The sequence below is a fragment of the Priestia megaterium genome (assembly GCF_009497655.1).
GTDB lineage: Bacteria > Bacillota > Bacilli > Bacillales > Bacillaceae_H > Priestia > Priestia zanthoxyli.
This window is the reverse complement of the sequence record NZ_CP023317.1, coordinates 668997-694164: the sequence shown is the minus strand read 5'-3', so window position 1 is coordinate 694164 and position 25168 is coordinate 668997. Positions and strand designations below refer to the sequence as shown.

Here is a 25168-nt window from a genome sequence, read left to right as displayed (position 1 = left end):
AGGTCTCTATACTGTTATTATCCTCAAACTTGGTATTTTAACACTACACTTTCCCGTGTAGGAACCAGCCGCCTGCTTTTTCTACCTATACTGTTCGATATGAGCGGAGAGCTTTTCCAAAAAAGAGGACAAAACAAAGACCGATTTCATATACATGAAATCGGCTGCTATTATCGTAAAGGAAAATACTGTTTTACTTGTTCAAGTGCATTTTCACTGATTAATTCTTTTCCATATTCCATTAAACGATGAACTGTTACATTTGATTCATTTGCATATTCTAAAATGATACTTAAAATGTTATCAATTTCAGCTACAAAGTCTTCATCATCTGTAAACTCAACGTATAAATAATATTTCCCTTCAAACACGTACATGCTGTTGATGATATCATCTAACTCTAAATGGTGACTTAAGGAAATTAAATGTTCTAAGTCTTGAAAGCGTGCGACGAACTGTAGCCCTTCGTCTTCTATAATTTCTTCTTCAAAATCAGCTTTTTTATTTTGATTCGCTTGATGATCAAGCAACGCTTCAATTTTTCCATCTACAGGGATATCGATTTTATCATTTTCACCAACAGGTACTTCGAACTTTTGACCGTCTTTTGAAACTTGTGCTCTTGTTACGATAACCTCTAGCCCCTTCTCAAGCGCATGTACTTGAATCCAAAGAGGACCTTCCGCTACAAACTCTTCTTCTTGATGAATTTCGTCCATCATCTCCCAGAATAGCTCTTCACTGCGCTCACGGCTAAACCAAATTTCATTGCGATCAAATCCACGTTCTTCAATATCTACGTAAGTGACAAAGAATTTTACTGTGTTTTCATTAATGCGTTCGATTTCCATTATCATCTCTCCCTTCGGAAAAATCAGTGAAGGTAATCCGGCCATTTCGAACATTACCCCTAAACGATGAAGGGACTATTTTACCCCCGTGTTAAAGCAATATTACATGTACTTTCTCACTTTGTAAAGCATTCTAACTTGGGATATACAAGCATACACTATTTGAGTGAACCTTGTATATCTATTTTATGACAAAATGCGAAAGAAAGGAAATAAAAAATACTCTGACAACTCATAGCCACCTTACACCTTACTTTGTTATATACATAATCTCTTTACCCTATGAACGCTTTTTGTTAAAAATGAACACAGATAAAGCAATATGAGCTACTTATCCTTACATATTGGGAGGGAAGACTATTGGATTTAGAATTAATAACCTCCATTCTTCTTATTATCGGTATCGATATTGTATTAGGTGGAGACAACGCTATTGTTATTGCCTTAGCAAGCCGCAATTTACCTGAACATCAACGAAATAAAGCTATTTTTTTAGGGACTGGCTTAGCTGTGATCGTTCGCATTGTACTTACTATTTTAGCTGTTTATTTACTAACTATTCCTTACTTGCAGCTCATCGGCGGTTTTTTATTAGTGATCATTGCCTTTAAGCTGCTTGTATCAGAAGGTGACGATGCATCTTCAATTCGTGCAGGTGTGACGTTAGGCGCCGCTGTGAGAACGATTGTATTTGCTGATATTGTAATGGGACTAGATAATGTAATAGCTGTGGCAGGCGCAGCTCATGGAAATATTATCTTGGTTGTCACGGGACTACTCGTATCCGTCCCTATTATTGTTTGGGGAAGCAAGCTCATTTTGTATTTGATGGAACGGTTTCCCCTGCTTGTTTACGGCGGAGCAGCTATTTTAGCTTATACTGCTGGAAATATGATTGGACATGAAAAGAACTTACATTCATTCTTTGCAGACCATACATCTCTAGGAACATTTATTCCGTTTATAACAATTGCTGTTGTGCTGATAAGCGGCATGGCTGTTAATAGCTTTCGTTCAACTAAATGATAAAGAAAAGGCCATACTAAACATTTTTATTTAGTATGGCCTTTTCTTTAGTTTAATGAGCACAGCAGTCTTTTATTCATAAAACACTTTGTACACTTAAAAAATAATCTCTGTGAGTAAAAAAAGAATAGATGGTACGAGCAAGCAACCAAGACCTGTATAAAATGTAGCTGTCATGGCTCCGTAAGGTACAAGTTTTACATCTGTCGCAGCTAAACCAGCTGCCACACCGCTCGTCGTCCCCATAACTCCTCCATAGATCATTGCTGTACGAGGGTTGTTTAATTTGATTTTCTTAGCAAATACCGGTGTCAAAATCATAACTGAAATGGATTTAATTAATCCTACAGCTATACTTAACGCGATAATATCAGAAGAGGCTCCAATCGCAGTTCCAGAAACCGGCCCCACAATATAGGTCACGGCTCCTCCTCCGATTGTAGTCAAAGCAACGGGATCTCTATATCCAAAACAAAGAGCAATAATTACACCTAGTACAAAGGAATAGAAAACCCCAAAAAACAAGGCCGTAATCCCGCTGATTCCCGTTTTTTTGACTTCGCTAAAATTGGCACCGAACGCAGTAGCAATAATGGCAAAGTCTCGCAGCATCCCCCCGCCCATTAAGCCAATTCCTGAAAATAACTGTATATCAGAAATCCCTTTTTCTCCTCCTGTATTCACTCCACCTATATAAGCAAGAATTAATCCAAACATAATAGCAATAGCAGATCCGTGAACTCTTCCTTTTGTTAATTTATCTGATAAAAAATAGGCAATATACATGACAATCCCAATAATAGCAAATGCCGTAATCAGTCCGTTATTTTCTAACCCTTCTTTAATCATATTCATCATTTTATCTGCTCCTTAGGTAAAATAGAAAGCTCTATTTCTTGTTCCTTCACCTTCGCTTTCTCTCCTATTCTGCTGATAAATGGTATGGATAAAAAGCCTACTACGACTACTACCACCCCTGCAAGAATCGCCATGCCTCCTCCATCAAGAGCAGCTACAACATTTTGCTGTGCAGACATCGCTACCACGATAGGAATATAAATTCCTCCCCAAAAAGCAATGCCTTCTTCGGATTTTACTTGGAGCTTATTTTTCTTCTTTAAATAATCCACCGCTAGTACAAGAAGAAGCATGGATACCCCTACTCCCCCAACGTTGGCTTCTACTCCCATTAGCCCTCCTAATGCGTCCCCTACAATTACTCCTATCAACATGCAAATAGACAGCAGCGCTACACCGAAGATTATCATATTACTTCCTCCCCAACCTATCATTGAAAGCGTTTACTTTATGGTTTAAAAATAGTGTAAAGGAAAAAAGTTGAATAACCTATGCATTTTTAGTTATATACTTATATCAAAAATGACATAATGCAGTTTTCTCTACTGTTCATTTTAGATTTATTCGAAAAAGAAATAAAAATCATGACATTTAGTCATGATTCTTATATGTATTCATGAGGCATATCGGAGGGTAAATGTTTAAAATAATCAATCACAAACTGCCTGAAGATTTGTTGTAAATCCGTCACGTAGCCTCCATTGTTCCAAGCTAAAAAGATTGTACGTTCAAATGTTTCTTCTTCAATTTTTAGCAGTTTTACATCTTTTCCTGTAGAACCTCCCCACGTCACTTCAGGAATAAAACCTATTCCTTGCTTCGCTCTAATCAAACCTCTCACTGTTGCTGGATCATCGCTTTCAAACGTAATTTGAGGTACAAAATTCTGTTCCTTACAAATCGCATCCGTTATTTTTCTTAGCTCTTTCCCTTTCTTTAGCACAATGAATTTCTCATTTTTAAGTTCATTTAACTTTACACGTGATTGCTTGGCTAAATGATGATCAAGAGGGACTGCAAGCAAAATCGATTCACGAAGTAAAGGAGTATGTTCGATCTGACGGGTTGTTAATGGAAAAGCTGAAATACATAAATCAAAATCAGGCTGTGAATAGCTATTAGTCAAATGCTGCATTAGCCGAAAACGCACCTGAGGATATTGCTCACGAAACCTGCTTAATAGCTCTGGAAGTAAATGTGAACTAGCTAACACAACAAGACGAATTTCTTCACATGGATCGTTCGACATATCCTTTAGCTCATGCTTTGCGTCTTCTAATGTTTTTAAAGCACGTTCTACTTTGGAACAGAACGCTTTACCGTACCGATTTAATTTAATGTATTTACCGTTTCGATCAAACAAACGAATGCCTAGCTCTTTTTCCAACTGTGAAATCGTTTTGCTGAGCGCAGGCTGAGATACGTATAGCTCTTCAGCCGCTTTGCTGATATGTTCTAGTCTAGCAACTACTTGGAAATATTTTAGCTGTAAAAGCTCCAATCCGTTCACCACCACTTTTATATGTTTAATTACTCTCTTTCTTTATTAATTACATATATACTTCATTTTCCCTGCTATTTCGACAAAAAATAAGCAGCAGAGGCCATTTGGCTCCCTGCTGCTTATTTTTTATATACCAACTTCAAGCAAACGTTACTTGGTTGGTTTCGTATTTAAATCTTAAACAGACAAATATAAAAATTAACCATTCACAAGTCTTTGAGCTTCGCGAAGTTGGAAAGTACGCACTTTACGTGGTAAGAAACGACGGATCTCGTCTTCATTATAACCAACTTGTAGACGTTTTTCATCAATGATAATCGGACGGCGCAATAAGCCAGGATTTTGCTGAATTAATTCATACAAATCTTGTAAAGGCATAGCGTCTACCTGAACGTCTAGTTTTTGGAAAGTTTTCGAACGTGTTGAAATGATTTCATCTGTTCCATCTTCTGTCATACGTAAAATTTCTTTAATCTCATCGATTGATAACGGCTCTGAAAAGATATTACGCTCTGTATATCCAATATCATTTTCCTCTAACCAAGCTTTCGCTTTACGACAAGATGTACAACTTGGTGATGTATATAATGTAACCATTTACTCCTTCACTCCTTCTATCATAATCGGTCATAACATTCAAAACATGAACTGTAAATCATGTTGTTTTATACAAACTTCAACGAGTGTAAATATTTAATGACTGATAATGAAAATCGATACTACTTTATAATTACTTTTAAAAAATAATATCTATTTGCATTATACTATAAACTTCATCGGAATGATATACTTTTTAAAGTGAACTAGTACATTAGTTCGTTCCTTCACTGTCATTATTTTCATTACCGATTTTCTTCATTATTTATTTACCACACTACTATTACGAATAAACCTGTAGATTAGTTTCATTTTTTTTATTATTTTTTTCTTTCACAAATTCCTCGAACTTTTCAGTCACTAAAAAAGCCTTGCAGAAGAAATGACGTTTCTGCAAAGCTTTTAAGATAATCTCTTATTTATTTAATAGCTGATGTGCTTTTTCCTCGTCTCATTAAGATAGGATACAGTAAAAGCCCGATTAAAAATAAGCCAATACCTAGGAAAAATGTTTTTAAATCAGCTGTCCCTGTCTTAATCACCCATAGCGAATAAATAAGTGCTAACGAAGCAATAATTCCGTCTTTTACTCGCGATCCTTTAATCGTGTCGTACGTCTCACCCGTCACAATAAGCTTTAATTGATAAACTGTCGTCACGAAATAAGGAACTAAATAGGCGAGAGTAGCTACAACGATAGCGAAATTATAGGCTTGCGAAACTGTGCCTGAAATAGTCGCAAACAAAAACAACTGTGTTAAGCCATTTGTTAATGTTAGTGAGCGGGCTGGACTATTGTTCTGATTAGTTTTAGCAAACCACTGTGGAAACAACCCTGATTTTGCTGCTTGATAAGGAACTTCTGCACTAACAACAATCCATCCAACAGTAGAACCTAATAAAGATATAAGTGCTAAAATGGCCATTACGTAAGCACCTTTATGTCCAATAACCATTTCTAACGTATCTACCAAAGGCTTTTGAGACTGCTGAAGCTGAGCTGTCGAAAGAATCCCCATAGCTAGAAGTGTAATCCCCACATAGATAACCATTGAGATTAATAATCCAAGCAGCGTTGCTTTCTTTACTACTTTTTGTGATTTTGCACGATTAGATAACAGTACAGCTGATTCAATTCCGATAAATGCCCACAGCGTAGCAATGGCTGCTCCATTGACCTGACTTCCTAATCCTACATTTATACCCTTTGAATTAACAAATTCTGTACTGACGAGGTTGGATGCGCTAAATAGCGATAGCGCCACAACAATAAATAAACCGAATCCAATAATTTTAGCTGCCGTTGTGATAAAGTTAATATTACCGGCGCTATTGATATCTCGCTGCAAAATAGCTTGAATTCCCCATAATACAACAGAACATACTAAAAACGTAATAAATTTCCCAGCTTCTAATTGAAAATCTCCGACTGAAAATAAAATATCCTTACTCTCCATTACTGGAAAGAACGTTGTTAAATATCCCGCAAACGATATGATGACAGATGCTGTTGCAGCCCAGTTTGCTGCCCAATAACCCCAAGCCATACTATACCCAGCTACTTTACCTGCTTTAGGCGATGAAAAAAGGTTCGCTGCATAACTTTGAGGCCCTCCTTTTAATTCAGGCTTTCTCATAACTAAGTTCCCGAACACAAGAGCAATCATGAACACGCCAAGACCTGTTGCAATCCAAGCAAGTGTTGAACCAATTGGACTTGATACGTTTGCTAAATTAGAAGGAAGCATAAATACTCCGCCGCCTACCATATTACCAACTACAAAGGCTGTTAAAAACCAAAGTCCCCATTTTTTGTCTTTCATTTGCTGTGTCTCCTTTTGCTTTCTAAAAGCTTAAACTTTTGACATAGAAAGCTCGATGCTAATCTATTAAAACATAGAAATTATTTATTTCTTCATTTGTTTAACAATATAATATATTAGCACACTAAAGCAAAAAGTGAAATAATAAATCCTTCATTTTCTTTTGGAAAAAAATGCGGCTGAGACATAACTCCATTCATCTATAGATGAACAGACGGGATATATGAGCTCGTGTGGATTGCGCTTGTGACACCGCTGTTCATTTCCATGCAAGACTTCGCCTTCCGCGGGCGGGCGGTGAGCCTGTCTCGCTTTTCCCGCAGAAGTCTTCGCCTTGTCCTCCAATCAACAGCTAGAAGCCCCTACATACAGTAAACCTACGTTCACCCTACAAACAAAAAAATCCGAACGCGTTAGATTCTTAATCAAGAATTCAACGCGTTCGGATTTCCCTTCAACAAAAATAGGTTTGTCTCAGCCTTATTTTTTATCTTTTATGAAAACCTTTTGAATAGTAAATAATAACCAACAAAATAAACCATATCGGACCTACAATAAGGGCTATTCTTGTATCAGAGGAGAAACCCATCACCACTACTACCCCCGCTAAGAAAGCAAGAGCGAGATACGACGTATACGGGAAGAACGGAAGCTTATATTTTAAATCACTTACCTGCTGATCACTTAATCCTCTGCGGAAGCGAATTTGAGAAAGTAAAATAATTCCCCATGTCCAAATCGCTCCAATAGTAGCGATACTTGTCACCCACGTGAACACCTTATCAGGAACAACATAGTTTAAGCCAACTCCGAGTAGCAGTACAACAGCTGAAGCAATAACTGCTGCACCAGGCACGCCGCCTTTTGTTAAATTGGCATAGCGTTTTGGTGCTTCCCCGTGCTGAGCTAAATTAAATAACATACGGCCTGTACTAAAAATCCCACTGTTACAAGAAGATAAAGCCGCTGTTAACACTACAAAGTTTATAATCCCTGCTGCAGCGGGAATTCCAGCTTTATCAAATGTTAAAACAAATGGGCTTCCTTGTGTTCCGATTTCTGGCCAAGGATAAATAGACATAATAACAAACAAAGCTCCGATGTAAAAAATCAAAATTCTCCACAGTACATTATCAATTGCTTTTGTTAACGTCTTTTCCGGATTTTTCACCTCTCCTGCTGTTACCCCAATCATTTCAATACCGAGGTAAGCAAACATAACCATTTGAAGTGATAGAAGAACACCTTTCATACCATTCGGGAAAAAGCCACCGTGATTCCATAAATTACTGATTCCTGTTGCAATGCCGCCATTTCCAATTCCAAAGATAATCATGCCTAGACCAAGCACAATCATAAGGATAATCGTTACTACTTTAATAAGAGAAAACCAAAACTCTAGTTCACCATATGCTTTTACAGCTAAAAAGTTAACGCCTGTCATGATAACGAGCGCTGCAAGTGCCCATATCCACTGGGGCACACCCGGGAACCAAAAATCCATATATACTCCAACGGCTGTAATTTCAGCCATACATGTAATAATCCACATAAACCAGTAGTTCCAGCCTGTTAAATAACCAGCGAGTGGTCCCAAATAATCGTTAGCATACTTACTAAAAGAACCGGCTACTGGATTTTGTACTGCCATTTCACCTAACGCTCTCATAATAAAAAACATAATAAGACCACTGATTCCATACATGATAAGAATACCAGGACCTGCTAACCGAATAGCGGATGCAGAACCTAAAAACAGTCCAACTCCGATAGCTGCGCCTAAAGACATTAAGCTAATATGTCTTTCCTCAAGTCCACGGCTTAATTCTTTTTCTTGCGTGTTCCCTTGCATAATTCTCTCTCCTAACATGTCCATTTCATTTAATAGCGGCTAATTAACTTATTTTTCAAACAAATAATTCTAGGCATTGTATGTACTAAAAATCTGATATTGCAAGTTCCACACCTGCATTTTTACCGCTATCACATCTATAAAATACAATATTAAAAAAACTTCACTTTGTTCATTTTATCAAAAATCACAAAAAATGCGATAGTTTTTTGTGATTTTCACAAATAAACTTACAATAAAAATATAATAAAAACCATTTTTTACATTATATGTTCTTATTCCGCTATAATTTTCTAACTATTAAGAATAATAAATCTATTATTTTTCCTTATTTTCAATTATAGATGCTTATTTTTCCCTAAAAAGGGTAAAGATAAGATAACTGTTTAAACACTATTATGAACATCATCATGAAAAGATCAGTAGGAGGGTGCTATGAATTGGTATGAAAAACTAAGTCAATATTTTCCCATTGAAGAAATGAAATCAAAGAAGCATATCGAAACGCTTTTACAAGAACGCAGCGATATTTATCATAAAAATGAAGGACCTCATCACGTATTAATGTACGTGGAAACAGACCAATTTATCTTTATTGATTACCTCTTTGTTTCAAAAGACGCTAGAGGTCAAGGGCTTGGCGGTAAATTAATTGATGAGTTAAAACAACATAACAAACCAATTATCCTAGAAGTAGAGCCTATAGACTATAAAGATTCAGACTCAGCAAAAAGACTGCATTTTTATAAACGTGCAGACTTTAAGCATGCTCAAACAATCGGCTATAACCGCCGCTCATTAGCTACAAATGAAGTTAATCAGATGGAAATTCTATACTGGTCTCCTACCTCTGAAACAGAGGAAAGCATTTTAAATAAAATGAAAAAAACGTACGAGTTAATTCATACTTACAAAGACAAAGAAATATATGGTGCGTCTTATCAGCCGGCAGATCAAGTATTAAAAATTGACAAAAATCGTAAAGACGGCGATATCTTAGCAGATTTATAAAAAGAAGGTAGGCATACGTCTACCTTCTTTTATATTTTTGAATTATTATTCAACAAACAACATTATTAATCACTTATATTCCTTTAGTTATAAGGTTTTAACATAGATATTTTGTCTTAAATATAAAATTCTGAAAATTTTTAATAGTATTTTCTAATCCTGTATTGTATAATACCTGTAAAGCGCTAATGTCACTTGTTCTTACATGTTTTTTCCAATTTAAAGTTTAGCGTTCTTTGATAACTAAATAAAAAACGACCTCGTTGTGAGATCGTTTTTGTTAGGTTGTATATGCGGCAAACTCTGCTTGAGAACAAGACACGTAGTGACCTGGAGATACTTCTCTAAGCTCCGGTTCTTCACCGTTATAATCATGGATACTTGGATCATAAATTTTGCGCTGACGCGTTTTTTCACTGTCAGGATCGGGAAGCGGAATAGCTGAAAGCAACGCTTTTGTATATGGATGAACAGGGTTTCGATAAAGTTCATCACTTGGTGCAAGCTCTACAATCTTACCTCTGTACATAACGCCGATGCGGTCACTAATGTATTTTACCATTGACAAATCATGGGCGATAAATAAATAGGTTAGTCCACGTTCACGCTGTAACTTCTTCATTAAGTTAACAACTTGAGCTTGTATAGATACATCCAAAGCTGAGATTGGTTCATCTGCGATGATAAAATCAGGTTCTACTGCCAGTGCTCTTGCGATACCGATACGCTGACGCTGGCCGCCACTAAACTCATGTGGATAGCGATTTGCATGTTCTTTGTTGAGCCCCACTGTTTCAAGAAGCTCGTGAACCTTTGCCATACGCTCTTTTCTCGTCTTAGCTAAACCGTGGATGTCAATGCCTTCTGCTATGATATCTGCTACGGTCATACGAGGGTTAAGTGACGCATATGGATCTTGGAAAATCATTTGCATTTTACGATTGAATTTTTTAAGCTCCGAGCGAGATTTGCGACCATGTACATTTTCGCCATTAAATAGCACCTCACCGCTAGTAGCGTCATATAAACGAATAATCGTTCTGCCTGTCGTTGACTTTCCGCAACCAGATTCACCTACAAGACCTAACGTCTCTCCGCGGAAGATGTCAAACGTCAGACCATCAACCGCTTTAATTGTTCCTTTACTTGTGAAAAAATGTTGCTTTAAGCCTTTAATCTCTAATAATTTATCTGTCATGTTATTCACCATCCTTCGCTACGAGTACAGGTGTACTGTATACATTATCAACTTTACGCATGCGGCGCTGAACTGAAGCAGGCGGCTCTACTTTTGGTGCATCCGGATGTAAGAGCCATGTTTTTGCATAGTGCGTATCCGATATTTTGAACATTGGAGGTTCTTGCTCAAAATCAATTTTCATTGCGTACGGATTTCGCGCTGCAAATGCATCTCCCTTTGGAGGATTCGTTAAATCTGGCGGCGTTCCAGGAATAGCAGCCAGCTCTTCTTCCGCCTCGTTATCTAAGCTTGGCATAGAAGCTAGGAGTCCCCACGTATACGGATGTTTTGGGTCGTAAAACACTTCATCCACTGTGCCCGTTTCAACAATTTGACCAGCGTACATAACGGCTACTCGATCTGCTACATTTGCTACTACACCAAGATCATGGGTGATAAAGATAATAGATGTATCCGTTTTTTTCTGAATGTCTTTCATCAACTCTAAAATTTGAGCTTGAATTGTTACATCAAGCGCCGTTGTTGGTTCATCAGCAATCAGTAATTTCGGATTAGAAGCAAGAGCCATCGCAATGACAACACGCTGTCTCATCCCTCCGCTGAATTCATGCGGATATTGATTCACACGCTGTTCTGGAAAAGGAATGCCTACAAGCGTTAATAACTCGACTGCACGTTTTTTCGCTTCCGCTTTAGATACTTTGGAATGCTTGATTACGACTTCACCAATTTGAGCTCCAACTTTCATTGTTGGATTTAAAGAAGTCATCGGATCTTGGAAAATCATACCGATATCCTTACCGCGAATAGCTTCCATTTCTTTATCCGTTTTCTTTGCTAAATCAATGCCGTCAAACAGCATTTCACCGCTTTTAATTCGGCCAGGAGGCATCGGGATAAGGCGCATGATTGTTTGTGAAGTTACACTTTTACCAGATCCTGACTCACCAACAATTGCTAGCGTTTCACCTTTATTTAAGTGGAAGTTAACGCCGCGAACAGCTTGAACTTCTCCGCCATATGTTTTAAATGATACAGCTAAATTTTTTACTTCTAATAAACGTGACATATGAGTTCACTTCCTTACTTACGTAGTTTTGGATCTAACGCATCTCGTAATCCATCACCAATTACGTTGAACGCTAAGATTGTTAAACAGATAAACAAACCTGGGAAAAATAAGCGCCAAGGATAGTATTCCAAAGCAGGTAAGCCTTCTGAAGCCATTGTTCCCCAGCTTGCAAGCGGTGCCGGAACGCCTAGTCCCAAGTAGCTTAAAAATGCTTCTGTAAAGATTGCTGAAGGAATCGTTAGTGTCATTGTTACTAAAATTGGACCTGTTGCATTCGGAATAAGATGTTTAAATAAAATACGCTTTGTTGTTGCTCCTAATGTTTGTGAAGCCATTACGTACTCTTGGTTTTTCAACTGCAATACTTGTCCACGTACAATACGGGCCATGTTAATCCAGCCGGTAATGGTCATCGCCAAGATCATCGTGCCTAACCCTTGGCCAAGCATAACCATTAAAATAATAACCAGTAAAAGGTAAGGAACACCATATAAGATATCCGCAACACGCATCATTGTTTCATCCGTACGGCCGCCGCGGTATCCAGAGATGCTTCCCCAAACTACGCCGATGAATAAATCAATTAAAGCTGCTGCTAACCCGATAAATAATGAAATACGAGCGCCTTCCCACGTACGAGCAAACACATCGCGCCCTAATTCATCTGTGCCGAACCAGTGCTCAGAAGATGGTGCCTGATTGGCATTCAATAAATCATTGGTTGCATAATCGTATTTCACCATCAATGGACCAAATATCGCCATAAAAACAAGGAGAACCATTAGTACTACACCAAACATAGCAAGCTTATTTTTGCGAAAACGAATAAAAACATCTTGCCAGAACGAAAGACTCGGTTTTTCAATCTTTTCTGCTTGAGCATGGTCAATCCCTGCTGTTTCAAACATTTCTTTAGGAATTTTCGGAAGTTGCTGCATAGTTACTCTCCTTTCTTAGCACCTGTAAGTTTAATTCGAGGATCAATAAAGCCGTATGCAATATCTACAAGCAGGATACATACAAGTAGTAAAATACTGTAGAACACCGTTACGCCCATAATCGTTGTATAATCTCGGTTTGAGATACTGAGTACAAAGTGTGAACCTAATCCAGGGATACCAAATATTTTTTCAATAACAAAGCTACCCGTTAAAATCCCTGCTACTAAAGGTCCCATATAGGATACGACTGGAAGCATCGCATTTCGCATGGCGTGCTTAACTGTAATAACGCCTCTGCTTAAACCTTTTGCTTTCGCTGTACGAATATAATCATTGCTTAATACTTCAAGCATACTCGACCGAGTTAATCGTGCGATAAACGCCATAGGGGTTGAAGCAAGCGCGAGAGCTGGTAACACCGTGTGTGCCCAAGATTCCCAGCGTGCAACCGGAAAAATTTGTAGTTTCATAGCCAGAACGTATTGTAATACCGCTGCCATGATAAAACTTGGAACTGAGATTCCTAGAACTGCAATAACCATCGCCGTGTAATCTTGCCATTTATTATGTTTTAAAGCAGCAATAACACCTAGTACTACGCCAATAGCAATTGCTATTAAAATAGCTTCCATCCCTAGCATGAATGAAACAGGGAATCCGCCGTTAATCAAATCATTTACCGTTTGGCCTTTATATTTGAAAGATGGACCAAAATCCCACTTTAAAATTGATGTTAAGTAATCAAAGTACTGATGGTACCAAGGCTGATCTAAACCGTAATACTGATTTAGATTTTTTTGAATTTCAGGGGGAAGCTGCTTTTCTGATGTGAATGGACCTCCTGGAACAGCACGCATTAAGAAAAAGGTCGCTGTTACGATCAGCCATAATGATAGAAACATATAAATAAGTCGTTTTCCTATATATTTGAACACCCTGACACACCTCCATATTTTTACAAAATTCGCGCACAAGAAAGAAAAGTATATGGAGCACCAGGCCCCATATACCCTTTGTCATAATTGATGTTACTTACTCAAAATGAGCCCACTTAATCTGAATGTCTCCAAGACCAGACATCACAACATCTTTCAGCTGCTTGTCTTGTACCCAAGCATTTGTGTAGAAGTAGATTGGTGCCACTGGCATTTCATCCATGAAGATACCTTCTGCTTTTTTCAACATTGCCTGACGTTTTTTAGGATCTGTTTCTTTTTGAGAGTCAATTAATAACTTTTTATATTCTGGATTTTCCCAGTTTGTATCATTATTTCCGCCTTTTTTGTCACGGAATAACTCTAGGAAGTTGATTGGATCGTTAAAGTCTCCTAACCAGCCCATACGCCCAACTTGATAATCTCCTTGGTGTAACTTTTCAATGTAAACAGCCCACTCAGAGTTGTCTAACTGTACTTTAATACCAAGGTTTTTCTTCCACATATCTTGAACAGCTTGTGCAATTTTTGCATGTTTTTCATCCGTGTTGTATGACACCTTAATTGCTGGTAGTTCTGAAGCATCTTTAAGGCCCATTTCTTTCAAGCCTTTTTCTAAATATTCTTTTGCTTTTTTCACATCATTGTCTTTGAAGTAGCCTTTTTTGTTATCTTCAAACATTGTTGGTGGTACAGCCGCCATCGCTGGAACTGAACCGTCTTTTGTAATTTGTTCTGTAATACCTTTACGATCAATTGCATAAGCTAATGCTTTACGAATGTTCACATTGTCTAAAGGTTTTTGTTCTGTATTAAACTTGTACCAGTAAGTACCTGCAATCTCTTGAATGTTTAATGAACCGTCTTTCTTTAATTCAGGAAGTGCATCAGCTGGTAATTGACCGGTAGGCATACCCGCCCAGTCTAATTCACCGTTTTTGAACATTGAAAGTTCAGTGTTGTTATCATTGATCATGTACATTTCAACTTTTTTAAGTTTTACAGCATCTTTATCCCAATAGTTTTCATTAGGAACTAACTCAATTTTGTCGTTATGTTTCCAAGTTTTAAGCTTGAAAGGACCGTTTGACGTATAGTTTTCGCCTGCATTTGTGTACCATTTTTCATTTGATTCAGCAATTTTCGTATTCACTGGGAAGTACGTATAGAAAGCTGTTAATTCTAAGAAATATGGCGTTGGGTTTTCTAATGTTACCTCAAGCGTTTTATCATCTGTTGCTTTAACGGCAACATCATCTAATGAACCTTTTCCTTCATTAGCAGCCTGTGCATTTTTAACATAGTATAATTGATATGCATATTGAGATTCGTTTTTAGGATCTAACGCCCATTTCCATGCATATTCGAAATCTTTTGCTGTTACAGGGTCACCATTTGACCATTTTGCATCGTCGCGAATCGTAAACGTATATTTAGTTTGATCATCGCTGACCTTTACATCTTTCGCCATGGCATTTTCAGGTTTTCCATCTTTACCAATACGAGTTAAACCTTCAAATGTTTGTAATAATACGTTTGATGACGTTGAATCATTAGCTAAGCCTGGGTTCAGTGAGAAAGGCTCAGTTTTAATGTTTACGCGAAGCTCTTGCTCTTTTTTCTTGTCGCCGCCATCACTGCTAGCATTTTCACTGCCACCAGATTCTTTGTTAAATCCACATGCAGCTAAAAACAAGCTCATTACAAGCAGCAAACTGAAAAGAATTGACAACCTTTTCTTCATTGCGTGTTACCCCCTATTAAATTTTGTTTGTGTGGCAACCATATTTTTTTGATATGCACTAATTTCTTAATCCTCTTTCAATACAAAATAATCAGTTATTTTTTCACGTAGTAGAGTGCTAAAGACCTCACTGCAAAATTATTCTTCTACCCTATGAAACTGTCATCAATTGTTTACATGCTGTAAATCCAATGTATGCGCTTAATATGTAGAAGACTCATTCATTACAAAATTCGCTAATTGAAACAAAACATTGGCTATTTTGTTTTTTCTGAAAAATTAAGAAATTGTAATACCTTTGTAAAAAATATGTTTGTTACGCCTATTATAAATATTTTAAAAATTTATTGCAATACTATTATTTAATGGTATTTTTTTGTCATGAGGGAAAAAACCTTATCTTATAAGGATTGTGCCTACTTGTCAGACGTCTAAAATCTTTTTTGTAGTATAGGTATTACAATAGTATTACAAAGGCATTAGAAATACTAAATAAAAGATTTTTACCAAATCCTCCACCAAATTTTCATTAAGAAATGCTTTAATTAAAAGGTTCTTGTCTTTTTTTGCCGAAGAAAAATTCCAGTAAATTGTCTTATAAACCTTTTTAGCGATAAGATGTTTAAATTCCTGCTTTTTCGCGTTATAATAATGAATAACTATATAATTAAAGCTGTGAAAAAGAGTAGTATGCAGAATTTTCATTTTTAGAGAGTTTGTGGCTGGTGAGAACAAACATTGAAACCTGCAGAATGGACTTTGGAGCTTTCAAGTGCAAAGCTTGAACGTTGATCTCAACGTTACATGAATAAAGATAGTTCACAATAATGTGTGCTAATTAGGGTGGCAACGCGGTCCATTCGCCCCTAGCTTATGCTAGGAGCGGATGGGCCTTTTTATGTTGTATACGTAAACTAGCATCATATATGTGCAGATGAAAGGAAGATTTGATGAAAACAATTTTTTCAGGTATTCAACCAAGCGGTACAATCACTTTAGGCAACTACATTGGAGCGATGAAGCAATTTGTTGAACTTCAACATGACTATAACTGTCATTTTTGTATTGTAGATCAGCATGCAATTACAGCGCCTCAAGACCGTTTAGCACTTCGTAAAAACATTCGCAGCCTTGCTGCTCTGTATGTAGCAGTAGGAATTGATCCAGCAAAATCAACTTTATTTATTCAATCAGAAGTGCCCGCCCACACGGAAGCAGGATGGATGTTACAGTGCGTAGCGTATATCGGTGAACTTGAGCGTATGACTCAGTTTAAAGATAAGTCCGCTGGAAAAGAAGCAGTATCAGCAGGATTATTAACTTATCCTCCACTAATGGCAGCTGATATTCTTTTATACAACACCGATTTGGTGCCAGTTGGTGAAGATCAAAAGCAGCATTTAGAATTAACGCGTGACTTAGCTGAGCGCTTTAACAAAAAATACAATGATATCTTCACTATTCCTGAAGTACGTATTCCAAAAGTGGGCGCACGCGTCATGTCTCTTCAAGATCCTACGAAAAAAATGAGCAAGTCCGATCCAAACCAAAAAGCTTTTATTACGCTCTTGGATGACGCTAAAACGATTGAAAAGAAAATCAAAAGTGCCGTAACGGATTCAGAAGGTATTGTTCGCTACGATAAAGAAAATAAGCCAGGTATTTCAAACTTATTAAGCATTTATTCAATCCTAGCAAATAAATCAATCGAAGACATTGAAGCAATGTACGAAGGCAAAGGTTATGGTGACTTTAAAGCTGACACAGCTAAAGTAGTAGCTGAAGCACTTGCTCCAATTCAAGAAAGATATTATGAATTAGTTGATTCTAGCGAGTTAGATGATATTTTAGATCAAGGTGCCGATAAAGCAAATGCAACGGCTAATAAAATGCTTCGCAAAATGCGAAACGCAATGGGAATTGGCCGTAAACGTTAAAAAAAAACGACTGCTATGCAGTCGTTTTTTTAATTCACTTTTGGCTCTTGTTCAATTTCCCAAAGTTTTTCAAAGAAAGGTTGTCCTTTTACTAAGCGCTCGCATAATAATTTATGTTTCGGTGACCACCCTGACTTCGTTTCATCGTATAGCTGATTCCATACGTCTTGAAACGGCATCTCTTGAATGTCTTCGTATTTCGTTGGATTCCACTCTGTGTACCAGTAGCGGATTTGAGCTGTATTTTTTGTTGTATGTAGCTGATCAAGTGCCATAAATAACAGCTGTTTTAGCTGACGTTCTTTACGTGTTAGCCCTCTCATCGTTTCAGGAGACGGCGAAAGAATATGATGCTCTTTTTTAGTTAGCTCGTCTTCACTGAACTTATATTCTAGCTCTTCTTGATCCGCAATCATCTCATAAACTAACTGTTCTTGTCTTGGAATTAAGCGGCTTTTTCGAATTGGGATATGATAGCCCATCGTATCAATTGCTAAAATATTCGTTCCATCTGTAACAATAAAACAATATTCAACCTGCGTGCGCTCATGATTTTTCCGAATGTATGCTTTCTGATAGACATCTTGTAGTAGTTGTTGAGGTAGCTCGGAAAGATCATTTTCAATGTAATGAAATAAAAGCGGATTTACTTTTAATAACGGTGCTTGATCGAGCAGTTCTACACAATCGTCTTTTCTCCACTCATGGAAATGACACACATTATAACCGTTTTCTTCGCCTTCAAACCAATTAACCCATACATCATGAAGATATAGCATAATTTACCCCTCACTTACTATCTGTTTGTTATCCATCAGTATAGGCAGAGAAAGGAATTTTTATTCCAAATGATGTTATTTTTCTAAAAATTAATTGTAAAATACCTTCGTTTTTGGTTATTATGCAAATGCACTTATTTCGAAGCTCAGACATAACGCCAGTGCTAATGATTGCTACAGGCTTCATGAACTATATCCACCCCTATAAGCAGAAAAAATCCGAGTTTCTTCTATAGTAATAGGTTTGTCAGGAGGTCTGACAAACCTAAAAAAATCTATCACACTTTTGTGATAGATTTTTAACGAAGAGATTTTGGATTTAAAGCATCTTTTAATCCTTCACCAATGAAGTTGATAGCCAGGATCGTAAATGTAATAGCTAAACCTGGCGGAACCCACATCCAAGGCTTATTCTGCAGCACATCTGATTCCCTTGCTTCTGTCAGCATATTCCCCCAGCTCGGCGTATCAGCCGGCACGCCAAAACCGATAAAGCTAATCGCTGACTCAAACACGATAAGGATGGCCATCTGCAAACTGGCTTGAACCACAATCGTTGAAAACACATTTGGCAGCAAATGTTTGAAGATGATTTTAAACGGGCTGCACCCAATGGAAACAGCTGAAAGCACATATTCATTTTCTTTTTCAGCCAAGACTTTGCTTCGCACCAGCCGGGCCGTACTTCCCCAGCTTAGGAAGCTAACAACTAGGATGAGCGTCCAAACGCCTGAGATTTTTCCAATTAGAATTGTATTTAACACTACAACAAAAACAATGAGCGGAAAGTTTAAGACAAAGTCTGTAAAACGCATTAAGAATTGGTCCACTTTGCCTCCGTAATAACCCGCAATCGAACCAATAAGAGTTCCGATTAAAATAACGAGTGTTGTACAAGCAACTCCAATCAGTAACGAAGTTCTTCCTCCATACAATGTACGTGCAAATACGTCTCGACCATTTGTATCCGTTCCAAACCAATGCTCACTGGAAGGCGCTGCATTCATCGCCATATAGTCGATACGTGTAATATCTGCTTTTGTAAGCAGCGGTGCAAAAATGGCAAGAAGCGTAATCACAATCATGAAAGCTAAACTTATCATGGCTAGTTTATTTTTTACAAACTTCTTTCGCGCAATCGCCCATGGAGAAAGGTTTTTAGGAGCTTTCATATTCACTTCTGGCTGTACATCTTTTTTCGTTACAATTTCCATACTTTCTCCTCCTAATCCAAACGAATACGCGGATCTGCTACGCCGTATAACAAATCAGCAACCAGATTCCCAACCAATGTTAAAATTGAAAACAGCATTGTAAGCGACATCATAACTGAGTAGTCACGAGTTGCTACAGAGTCAACAAACAACTTTCCGATTCCTGGATACGTAAAGATTGTCTCTGTAATGATAGAACCGCTAATGATTGTTACAAGATCAAACCCTAAAAACGTAATAAGCGGAATCATTGAGTTGCGTAAGATATGAACATTATAAATTTTAGATTCTTTTGTTCCTTTTGCTCTGGCTGTGCGCACAAAATCTTTGCGACTGTTTTCAATAATATCATTACGCAAAAATTGGGTATACTGCGCGGTCGACATCAAGCCAAGAATCAGTGCAGGTAATATAACGTGATGAATTCTACTTTGAATAAATTCCCATGATCCCTCTTTTAATCCTACTTCAACAGAACCGCTAAACGGAAACCAGCCTAACTGAAAGGAAAATAAATAAATGCCTACGATCCCTGCGATAAACGATGGAACCGCTAATGCAAAGTAATTATATCCTGCAATAAAGTTATCTGCTAAGGTATACGGTTTTCTTCCTGCATACATACCTAAAATAAATGCAAACACATACGTAATCAAAAGCGAAGTCAAAGCTAAAAAGATCGTATTAGGCATACGCTCTAAAATAATATCTAATGTCGGTAACTTATGAGTTGTTGACTTTCCTAAATCTCCTTGTGCCACTCCCTTTACCCAGTTCCAATATTGAACGTAGATAGGATCGTTATATCCTAGCTTATCACGCATTTCCTCAATGTATTTTGGATCTGTATTACTGGGGTTGATTTCTCCCCCAAAAGGGTCCCCTGGCATCATTTTTGCCAGGGAAAACACAACAAAGGAGATCAGAATCAACATTGGAATCATCCCTAAAATACGTCTTAGTGAGTATTGCAGCATCGTTGACTCTCCTTTACATATAAAATACTTATTCCGTTACAGACCATTTCTCCGGATCTACAACTACCGTTGATGGATCTAGAGTTACGTTTTTCACACGCTTATTCACAGCATAAATATTGATATTTTCCCATAAAGGAAGTGCTGGCAGCTGCTCGTTAAAGAATTTTTGCCATTTTACATATACATCTTTACGGTGTTTATCATCAAATGATTTTTCACTCAAACCGTCTTTAAGCATTTCATCAGATTCCTTATTTACCCAACGGCCATAGTTCCATTCAGCATTAGAGCTCCATAATCCTGTAGGATCTGGATCTGAACCAGTGTCCCAAGAACCGAAGAACGCTTCTAACGCCTTATCGTCGTTATCTTTCATTTCATTGTACAAGTTAAATTCAACAAGTGAACCCGTTGCTAATTTTGTTTTAATACCAATATCATTCCATGCTTGCATAATAGCCTTCGCACGACCCTCGAAGTTGGCTGGACCAGCATAGTGACCAAATGAGATCGTAAATGGTTTTCCGTTTGGATCTTCTACAAAACCGTCATTATTCTTATCTTTATAACCAGCTTCAGCTAACAATTTCTTAGCTTTTTCTGGACTATACTTGTACTTTGTTAAATCTTTTTGGTCAGCAGCAATCCAGAATACAGAGGGAATAACTGTGTTAGAAACAACCGCTTTGTCGTTCATAAATGCTTTTACCATTGCTTTTCTATCTATTGCGTAAAGCAATGCTTGACGAAGTTTTAGATCTTTGAACTTATCATAATCATCTACGTTTTTACCAGCGTTTTTATCACGATGTCCAAATCGTAGACCAATATACGAATAACTAGTTGATTTCCCTTCCAAAAAGTCTAAGTTTTCTGCTTTTTCAACTTGCCCTAAATCAGCTGGGCGAACATCCATAATGTCGACATCGCCTTTTTTCAATGCTCCGGCGGAAACAGATGGATCCAGTACTTTTACAACAACGCCATCAAGATGAGGCTTACCTTTCCAATAGTCATCATTGCGTTCCATCTGAACATATTCACTTGCTACCACTTTTTTCACTTTAAATGGTCCAACACCAATAGGCTCTTTACGAACTTGTTTGGACTCTGCAAGATCTTTTACAGCAATTCCTTCATAGTACTTTTTCGGCATTGGATACGGCCATAGATTGTCTAAGTTATTTACACGAACTTCTTTAAACGTTACTTTAAATGTTTGCGGATCTACCACTTCAACTCCGGAAATAGAATCCGCTTTGCCGTCATGATATTCTTGAGCGCCTTTAATATGCTCAACGTTTACATAGCGTGGACCTGTATAGTCTTTATCAGCAATCGTTTCATACGTATATTTAAAATCATCTGCAGTTAATGGATCTCCGTTATGCCACTTAATCCCCTTTTTTAATTTAAACGTGTAAGTTAGTTTATCACCACTCACGTCCCAAGTAGCTAAGTCAGATTTAATTTTTAATTTCTTATCATAAGTAAAAAGACCTTCATTGATAAATTCTAAGATTTGGCTATCATACGCACTACCATACAATGCGTACTCAAAAAGCCCTTCCGGCGCTCCGTCAATCCCATACGTAATCGTTCCGCCATCTTTTGGCTTGTCTGTTTTTGCACCTTCAGTTTTTGCTTCTCCGCCTTCTTTATTACTAGAAGATGAAGAACTGCTTCCACCGCTGCATGCCGCTAGAAAAAGCGATAGCACAAGCAAAATGGAAACAAGTGATAAAAACGATTTCTTTTTCATCATGACGTTCCCCCTATTTAACTAATAATCTGTTCGTATGTAGCTTTTACGAGTTATATAAATGGCAAGCTACTTGATGGCCAGGTCTCACCTCCTTTAAGGCAGGTTTCGTTTGGCTGCACTCTGCCATGGCATGTATACAGCGAGGATGAAACGCACAGCCTTTTGGCGGATCAATTGGACTTGGCACATCTCCCTGTAAAATAATGCGCTGTTTTTTCTTTCGTGGATCTGGTTCAGGTATAGCCGATACAAGCGCTTGCGTATAAGGGTGCAATGGCTCTGCGTATAGGCTTTTCTTATCAGCAATTTCTACTAAACCGCCTAGGTACATAACACCGATACGGTCACTCATATGTTTAACAACACTCAAATCATGGGCAATAAATAAAAAGGTTAGGTCGAATTCTTGTTGAAGTTCTTTAAGAAGGTTTAAAACTTGTGATTGGACAGAAACGTCAAGTGCCGACACCGGTTCATCAGCAATAATAAGTTTTGGACGAAGTGCAAGTGCACGTGCAATTCCAATACGCTGACGCTGCCCACCGGAAAATTCGTGAGGATATTTATAGTATGCATCTTCCGGTAACCCTACTTTTGTAAGTAGATTCATAACTTCTGATTTTAATTGATTGGTTGATTTTCCTGTAAAATTCCGAATTGGTTCAGAAATAACATCTCCAACCATTTGCATTGGATTGAGGGAAGCATAGGGATCTTGAAAAACCATTTGGAAATCTTGTCTAATTTTACGGAGAGAAGTTCCTCTTGCTTCTGTGATATCTTTACCATCGAAAATAATTTTTCCGCTAGTTGGTTCCAACAGTCTTAGAATCGTCCTTCCTGCCGTGGATTTTCCACAGCCAGATTCTCCTACCAGACCGAGCGTTTCTCCTTTTCGAATCGCAAAGGAAATACCGTCAACTGCTTTTACATCACCAATTTTCTTTCGAAAAAATCCCCCGTGAATAGGATAATAGGTTTTTAAATGCTGAACTTCTAGCAATACATCTTTCACTGCTTTAGTCATTAGCTTGTCTTCACTCCTTTTGACGGATAGCTGTTTTCATACAGCAGACATGCGACGTCATGCCCCTGTGAATCCTCGCGAAGAACAGGCGTAACGGAACTGCAGTCTTCCATTGCATGAGGACATCGGTTAACGAAACGACAGCCTGTCCTCGGCATGTTTACAAGAGAAGGCACAATTCCTTTGATCGTATTTAATACTTCTACATCATCTTCCATGCGTGGAATTGAGTGAAGAAGCGCTTTCGTGTACGGATGTTTTGGGGCATAAAATAACGTATCAACATCTGTATGCTCAACAATTTTCCCGCCATACATGACAATCACTTCATCACACATCTCAGCAACGACTCCTAAATCATGAGTAATCATAATAATAGACATATCATTGCTTTCTTGAATTTCTTTTAACAATTCTAAAATTTGAGCTTGAACCGTAACATCCAGGGCGGTTGTCGGCTCATCCGCAATTAAAAGTTTAGGCTGACAAGCTACCGCCATGGCAATCATGACGCGCTGTCTCATTCCTCCCGATAGCTGATGCGGATATTCATCGATGAGCTTTTCGGATCTCGAAATACCAACGCTTTTTAAAAGCGCAATGCTTTTTTCACGCGCTTCCGCTTTCGATATATTCATATGGTTAAACAATACTTCCTGCAGCTGATACCCAATGGTTAAAACAGGATTGAGAGATGTCATCGGTTCTTGGAAAATCATTGAGATGTCTTTTCCCCGAACATCATTCATCTCATCTTCTGATAAGTGCGTAAGATTCTTTCCGTTAAATACAACGCTTCCGCTTCTAATTTGACTATTTACTTTAGGTAATAGCCCAATAACGGATAAAGACAATACGCTTTTTCCACAGCCAGATTCTCCTACAACTCCTACAATTCGCTTTCGTCCGACTTGAAACGACACGTCGTCCACAGCATTATGCCAGGAATCATTAATGGAAAAAGCAGTTTGTAAATTTTTCACTTCTAGTAAAGGTGTTGATTCGACGGGCTTTTTATCCATTTATAGTGCACACCTCATTTTTCTAAAAATTGTTATATTTGAATAAGATATTATTACAATTTCATTACAAAATCAATATATTTTGAAAATTAATTATATTTTTTATTTTTAAAATAATGATTTTTGAATATCTCTTCAGCACTTTAACGCATAAACCTCCTAATTTTTTGTTGAAAACAGGATAAATTTTACTATTTTTTGTTTTAGGTATATAGAACTTATTTTTTTACAGTTGGAACGCAGATTTTTTTAAGATAGTATTGGTACTAAGAGGAAGCAGCTGGGTAGTAGTTAAAGTGTGAGGCTTCATACATGAAGTAACAAGATGATAACCGATATTGTAGCCCATCATTTCTGGATACCAATTTTGGCCGAATAACAGTTGATCATATTTTTTTTCGTCAGCGCGCAGATTGTAATAAGGTTTAACATGCTTTTCCCACATTTTTTTAGCTTCTTCAATGGTATAATAATTTGTCCAAGGGGCTAAATATTTTTTACCACAATATTCCTCCACTGCTCTTTCAGCTAACCCTTCCATCATCATAGCGTCTAACAAAGTAATCGTTTCATCAGATTTGTTAATGGCTTTTAGCCTGCAAACGTGATGATATTCATGGGTAAGCACCGCTAACATTTCTTCATCGGATGTATGACTTGTCATAAACACAAATAATTTATCGGTAAAAGCGACACCTGCTCTTCCGTTAAATTCACGCTGCATTTTTCGATTTCGAGGATTGCTTGGAAGCACTAGCACCGCTACATCCGGCCCATTCCATGCTTTTTTAAGCTTTTCATAATGTGCTTTTACTTTCTTCCAAACCTGCCTTTTCTTCATTTCTTCTAATTCTTTTATAAACATTAAAGAAGGCGGACACATTCCATAGTTAAAAAGTAATTCCATATATTCTTTTTCTTTTAATTTCTTAAAATAGCGCGCAAGATAACGGCTTATTTCTTTCGGCTCCGTCCAAGTAGAAGTTGAAACAATCGGCATGTTTTCCCCTCTCTTTCTTCATCCTTTTG

Annotated in this window: 23 protein-coding genes and 1 other annotated feature; of the genes, 3 read left to right on the top strand and 20 right to left on the bottom strand. The window is 37.6% G+C overall.

All coding sequences use genetic code 11. The features are described 5' to 3' along the window. Positions 1–170 precede the first annotated feature (170 nt). Complete coding sequence (gene mecA / locus CEQ83_RS03635) at positions 171–851, bottom strand: adaptor protein MecA (protein WP_013055427.1); 681 nt, start codon at positions 849–851, stop codon at positions 171–173. Between the two features lie 360 nt (positions 852–1211). Between mecA and CEQ83_RS03630 the strand changes: the two genes are divergently transcribed. Further along, the gene (locus tag CEQ83_RS03630; RefSeq protein ID WP_028412357.1) at positions 1212–1877 is read left to right on the top strand and encodes a TerC family protein; all 666 of its coding nucleotides are present in this window, start codon (positions 1212–1214) and stop codon (positions 1875–1877) included. Between the two features lie 96 nt (positions 1878–1973). Here the strand turns inward: CEQ83_RS03630 and madM are convergent, their stop codons facing one another. From madM to CEQ83_RS03600, 6 genes are all read right to left on the bottom strand, one after another. Beyond that, positions 1974–2735 (bottom strand): malonate transporter subunit MadM, encoded by a 762-nt coding sequence (gene madM / locus CEQ83_RS03625; RefSeq protein WP_028412358.1) that lies wholly within the window; start codon positions 2733–2735, stop codon positions 1974–1976. Beyond that, positions 2732–3145: a malonate transporter subunit MadL gene (gene madL / locus CEQ83_RS03620; protein ID WP_028412359.1), complete on the bottom strand. Its 414-nt coding sequence runs from the start codon at positions 3143–3145 to the stop codon at positions 2732–2734. The genes madM and madL overlap by 4 nt, the downstream gene beginning before the upstream one ends. Before the next feature lie 194 nt (positions 3146–3339). Further along, positions 3340–4236 carry a LysR family transcriptional regulator gene (locus CEQ83_RS03615; RefSeq protein ID WP_028412360.1) on the bottom strand — a complete coding sequence of 299 codons (897 nt, stop codon included), beginning with the start codon at positions 4234–4236 and terminating at the stop codon, positions 3340–3342. Between the two features lie 201 nt (positions 4237–4437). After that, positions 4438–4836: a transcriptional regulator SpxA gene (gene spxA / locus CEQ83_RS03610; protein ID WP_013055422.1), complete on the bottom strand. Its 399-nt coding sequence runs from the start codon at positions 4834–4836 to the stop codon at positions 4438–4440. 419 nt (positions 4837–5255) lie between these two features. Then, positions 5256–6659 carry an amino acid permease gene (locus CEQ83_RS03605; RefSeq protein ID WP_098113538.1) on the bottom strand — a complete coding sequence of 468 codons (1404 nt, stop codon included), beginning with the start codon at positions 6657–6659 and terminating at the stop codon, positions 5256–5258. A gap of 487 nt (positions 6660–7146) precedes the next feature. Next, a complete protein-coding gene (locus CEQ83_RS03600; protein ID WP_028412362.1) occupies positions 7147–8511 on the bottom strand; it encodes an amino acid permease in 1365 nt (454 codons plus the stop codon). A 435-nt stretch (positions 8512–8946) separates the two neighbouring features. Here CEQ83_RS03600 and CEQ83_RS03595 point away from each other — a divergent pair, with 435 nt between their 5' ends. Beyond that, positions 8947–9522 (top strand): GNAT family N-acetyltransferase, encoded by a 576-nt coding sequence (locus tag CEQ83_RS03595; protein WP_028412363.1) that lies wholly within the window; start codon positions 8947–8949, stop codon positions 9520–9522. A 280-nt stretch (positions 9523–9802) separates the two neighbouring features. Here CEQ83_RS03595 and CEQ83_RS03590 read toward each other — a convergent pair whose 3' ends face one another. The 5 genes from CEQ83_RS03590 to CEQ83_RS03570 all read right to left on the bottom strand — a co-directional run bounded on the left by CEQ83_RS03590 (position 9803) and on the right by CEQ83_RS03570 (position 15415). After that, positions 9803–10720, bottom strand: coding sequence for an ABC transporter ATP-binding protein (locus tag CEQ83_RS03590; protein WP_028412364.1), 918 nt, complete (start codon positions 10718–10720; stop codon positions 9803–9805). A 1-nt stretch (position 10721) separates the two neighbouring features. Next, positions 10722–11792 (bottom strand): ABC transporter ATP-binding protein, encoded by a 1071-nt coding sequence (locus CEQ83_RS03585; protein WP_028407470.1) that lies wholly within the window; start codon positions 11790–11792, stop codon positions 10722–10724. Between the two features lie 14 nt (positions 11793–11806). After that, complete coding sequence (locus CEQ83_RS03580) at positions 11807–12733, bottom strand: ABC transporter permease (protein ID WP_014461585.1); 927 nt, start codon at positions 12731–12733, stop codon at positions 11807–11809. 2 nt (positions 12734–12735) lie between these two features. Continuing rightward, positions 12736–13671: an ABC transporter permease gene (locus CEQ83_RS03575; protein WP_028412365.1), complete on the bottom strand. Its 936-nt coding sequence runs from the start codon at positions 13669–13671 to the stop codon at positions 12736–12738. A 97-nt stretch (positions 13672–13768) separates the two neighbouring features. Further along, positions 13769–15415, bottom strand: a complete 1647-nt coding sequence (locus CEQ83_RS03570; protein ID WP_014461587.1) for a peptide ABC transporter substrate-binding protein — start codon at positions 15413–15415, stop codon at positions 13769–13771. 666 nt (positions 15416–16081) lie between these two features. Further along, positions 16082–16286, top strand: a binding site (T-box leader). A gap of 76 nt (positions 16287–16362) precedes the next feature. Between CEQ83_RS03570 and trpS the strand changes: the two genes are divergently transcribed. After that, positions 16363–17352, top strand: coding sequence for a tryptophan--tRNA ligase (gene trpS, locus CEQ83_RS03565; RefSeq protein WP_028412367.1), 990 nt, complete (start codon positions 16363–16365; stop codon positions 17350–17352). Between the two features lie 29 nt (positions 17353–17381). Here trpS and CEQ83_RS03560 read toward each other — a convergent pair whose 3' ends face one another. From CEQ83_RS03560 to CEQ83_RS03525, 8 genes are all read right to left on the bottom strand, one after another. Further along, positions 17382–18131 (bottom strand): YjbA family protein, encoded by a 750-nt coding sequence (locus tag CEQ83_RS03560; RefSeq protein ID WP_028412368.1) that lies wholly within the window; start codon positions 18129–18131, stop codon positions 17382–17384. Positions 18132–18159: 28 nt separating this feature from the next. Then, positions 18160–18318, bottom strand: a complete 159-nt coding sequence (locus CEQ83_RS03555) for a hypothetical protein (RefSeq protein WP_155017005.1) — start codon at positions 18316–18318, stop codon at positions 18160–18162. Positions 18319–18430: 112 nt separating this feature from the next. Further along, positions 18431–19345, bottom strand: coding sequence for an oligopeptide ABC transporter permease (gene opp4C, locus CEQ83_RS03550; protein ID WP_013081753.1), 915 nt, complete (start codon positions 19343–19345; stop codon positions 18431–18433). 11 nt (positions 19346–19356) lie between these two features. Then, complete coding sequence (gene opp4B, locus CEQ83_RS03545) at positions 19357–20322, bottom strand: oligopeptide ABC transporter permease (protein ID WP_013055410.1); 966 nt, start codon at positions 20320–20322, stop codon at positions 19357–19359. A 28-nt stretch (positions 20323–20350) separates the two neighbouring features. Beyond that, entirely contained in the window at positions 20351–22090 is a 1740-nt protein-coding gene (gene opp4A, locus CEQ83_RS03540) for an oligopeptide ABC transporter substrate-binding protein (protein WP_034267675.1), read from the bottom strand. Positions 22091–22133: 43 nt separating this feature from the next. Continuing rightward, entirely contained in the window at positions 22134–23117 is a 984-nt protein-coding gene (locus CEQ83_RS03535; protein ID WP_028412371.1) for an ABC transporter ATP-binding protein, read from the bottom strand. Beyond that, a complete protein-coding gene (locus CEQ83_RS03530) occupies positions 23117–24139 on the bottom strand; it encodes an ABC transporter ATP-binding protein (protein ID WP_028412372.1) in 1023 nt (340 codons plus the stop codon). Before CEQ83_RS03530 ends, CEQ83_RS03535 begins: the two co-directional genes overlap by 1 nt. Positions 24140–24365: 226 nt before the next feature. Continuing rightward, complete coding sequence (locus CEQ83_RS03525; RefSeq protein WP_016763040.1) at positions 24366–25139, bottom strand: DUF2268 domain-containing putative Zn-dependent protease; 774 nt, start codon at positions 25137–25139, stop codon at positions 24366–24368. Between the last annotated feature and the right edge of the window lie 29 nt (positions 25140–25168).